General features: G+C 40.2%; 5 protein-coding genes. 2 read left to right on the top strand and 3 right to left on the bottom strand.

Going from position 1 to position 1,879, the window contains the following annotated elements; genetic code table 11:
- Positions 1 to 133 precede the first annotated feature (133 nt).
- Entirely contained in the window at positions 134 to 370 is a 237-nt protein-coding gene (locus tag F6K37_RS40375; RefSeq protein WP_287256913.1) for a hypothetical protein, read from the bottom strand.
- Between the two features lie 31 nt (positions 371 to 401).
- On the opposite strand from F6K37_RS40375, the gene F6K37_RS40370 reads away from it, so the two are divergent.
- Together F6K37_RS40370 and F6K37_RS40365 are read left to right on the top strand one after the other, a co-directional pair.
- Complete coding sequence (locus F6K37_RS40370; protein ID WP_044494309.1) at positions 402 to 626, top strand: type II toxin-antitoxin system HicA family toxin; 225 nt, start codon at positions 402 to 404, stop codon at positions 624 to 626.
- Positions 623 to 835 carry a type II toxin-antitoxin system HicB family antitoxin gene (locus F6K37_RS40365; RefSeq protein ID WP_009148918.1) on the top strand — a complete coding sequence of 71 codons (213 nt, stop codon included), beginning with the start codon at positions 623 to 625 and terminating at the stop codon, positions 833 to 835. The genes F6K37_RS40370 and F6K37_RS40365 overlap by 4 nt, the downstream gene beginning before the upstream one ends.
- A 156-nt stretch (positions 836 to 991) precedes the next feature.
- On the opposite strand, the gene F6K37_RS40360 is transcribed toward F6K37_RS40365, so the two are convergent.
- Positions 992 to 1,549, bottom strand: a complete 558-nt coding sequence (locus F6K37_RS40360) for a Uma2 family endonuclease (protein WP_009148920.1) — start codon at positions 1,547 to 1,549, stop codon at positions 992 to 994.
- Positions 1,546 to 1,809 (bottom strand): hypothetical protein, encoded by a 264-nt coding sequence (locus F6K37_RS45925; RefSeq protein ID WP_502887829.1) that lies wholly within the window; start codon positions 1,807 to 1,809, stop codon positions 1,546 to 1,548. The genes F6K37_RS40360 and F6K37_RS45925 overlap by 4 nt, the downstream gene beginning before the upstream one ends.
- Positions 1,810 to 1,879 lie beyond the last annotated feature (70 nt).

Here is a 1,879-nt window from a genome sequence, read left to right as displayed (position 1 = left end):
TAATTATAGTTTAGTAATAATACTGATTTGAAATAGAGATGTTTTAGATTCTCTTACCAGGCGTTCTTTAGCAAGTGAGTCGTTATTGGCAAGATCAATCAAAATATCAGTGTCAATTAGAATTACTGCCATTTTACCCCTGCCAATGCTTTTGTCTAATTCTTCTCACCCATTCGCTACTATTTTGAGTATCTTGTCGATCACTCCACATACCAATAAAAGGTTGATTGTCTAATTCCAGAGGATTAAGAGATGCCGGTTTTTTCGTTACATACTGTTTTTTGAACACCTCAATGATATCGGCAATAATGTTTTGAGCGTCTTCTGGTAGTTCTTGAATATCTTTGGTCAGTTGTTCTAGGTCACGCATAAGTCTTAGGAAGTATGTTATAGTTATTGGCATGCCGAAAAAAATAAGACAATTAAAACAAATGTTGCAGAAAGCAGGATTTCAACTCTTGCCTAAGCGGGGAAAAGGTAGTCATTCTTATTGGGTTCATCCACTAATCACAAATCCTGTAGTTCTGTCTGGTAAAGATAGTAACGATTCCAAGCCTTATCAAGAAAAAGAAGTAATAGAAGTACTCAAAGAACTGGCACAATTAGAACAGGAGGATGAATCATGAAATATAGCATTTTAATTCAATGGTCAGAGGAAGATAACTCTTATGTGGCTAGTTTACCCGAATGGGGTAACTATGCTCGTACCCACGGTGACACCTATGAGGAAGCTCTTGAGAATGCTAAGGAAGTTTTAGAGGATTTGGTGTACGCCTATAGCCAAGTTAATAAAGAGTTACCAACTCCAAAGATACTAGAGGTAGCATTAAATTAGCCTAAAAGTAAGCATTAACCTATTATAGCAATTTTACGACTTGTGAGGTACAAATATCTGGGTTTTAGGGAGCAGGGAGCAGGGAGCAGCGCTGCATCGCTATTGCCTATTGCTAGCATGCCTATTGCCTATTGCTAGCATGCCTATTGCCTTGCGCTATACATCTTCATACAAAGCTTCAATACTAGTCCTAAAATCCACAGTTTCTAGATGAATCTCACTGCCCGGATCATAAAATTGCAATGTCCAAATTCCCTCGGAATTCCGGCGAAAGCAATCTAAGCGTTGACGGTTTTGGCTAATTAAAACATATTCCACCAAGGTGTCTAGTTTTCGATAATCATAAAATTTATCACCCCGGTCAAAGGCTTCAGTTTTTGGAGATAAAACTTCTACAATTAAACAGGGATATTTTTTATAATTGCTCAATTCTCGGTCTCTGGCATCGCAAGTCACGAAAACATCAGGATAATAATAACTATTGGATGCTTCGACATAAGCTTTCATATCTGCCATATAAACCCGACAGCCAGTGCCCCTGACATGATTTCTTAACAGAGCAAATAAGTTACCGGCAATAGTAACATGGGCATCACTCGCGCCAGCCATGGCATAGACTTCTCCATCAATATACTCGTGTTTGATGGCACTATCTTCTTCGTAGGATAGATACTCTTCGTTTGAAATGTAATTGGGGCTTGGATCAGCAATCATGACAATTTCAAGACAGTGACTCTATTAGTATATAATAAAGGGAGTCGGCAGTCGGTAACAGGCAAGAGGCAAGAGGCAAGAGGCAATAGGCATGCTAGCAATAGGCATGCTAGCAATAGACAAGCCGATTCCCGATTCCCGATTCCCGATTCCCGATTCCCGATTCCCGATTCCCGATTCCCGATTCCCGATTCCCGATTCCCGATTCCCGATTCCCGATTACCGATTCCCGATTCCCGATTCCCTTGTTTACATTTCAACTAGAGCCATTCTCTTCAAAAGAACGCACCTTAATAACTTTAGCAGGAATTCCCACTACCGTTGCGCCAG

Origin of the sequence: Moorena sp. SIO4E2 (genome assembly GCF_010671945.1) — a bacterium.
In the GTDB taxonomy this organism is placed as follows: Bacteria; Cyanobacteriota; Cyanobacteriia; order Cyanobacteriales; family Coleofasciculaceae; genus Moorena; species Moorena producens.
This window is presented reverse-complemented; position numbering and strand designations above follow the sequence as displayed.

What these genes read in the sequence shown, in the direction of transcription:
- F6K37_RS40375 (WP_287256913.1), bottom strand. Translation starts at nt 370, where the DNA reads ATGCGTGACCTAGAACAACTGACCAAAGATATTCAAGAACTACCAGAA.
- F6K37_RS40370 (WP_044494309.1), top strand. Translation starts at nt 402, where the DNA reads ATGCCGAAAAAAATAAGACAATTAAAACAAATGTTGCAGAAAGCAGGA.
- F6K37_RS40365 (WP_009148918.1), top strand. Translation starts at nt 623, where the DNA reads ATGAAATATAGCATTTTAATTCAATGGTCAGAGGAAGATAACTCTTAT.
- F6K37_RS40360 (WP_009148920.1), bottom strand. Translation starts at nt 1,549, where the DNA reads ATGATTGCTGATCCAAGCCCCAATTACATTTCAAACGAAGAGTATCTA.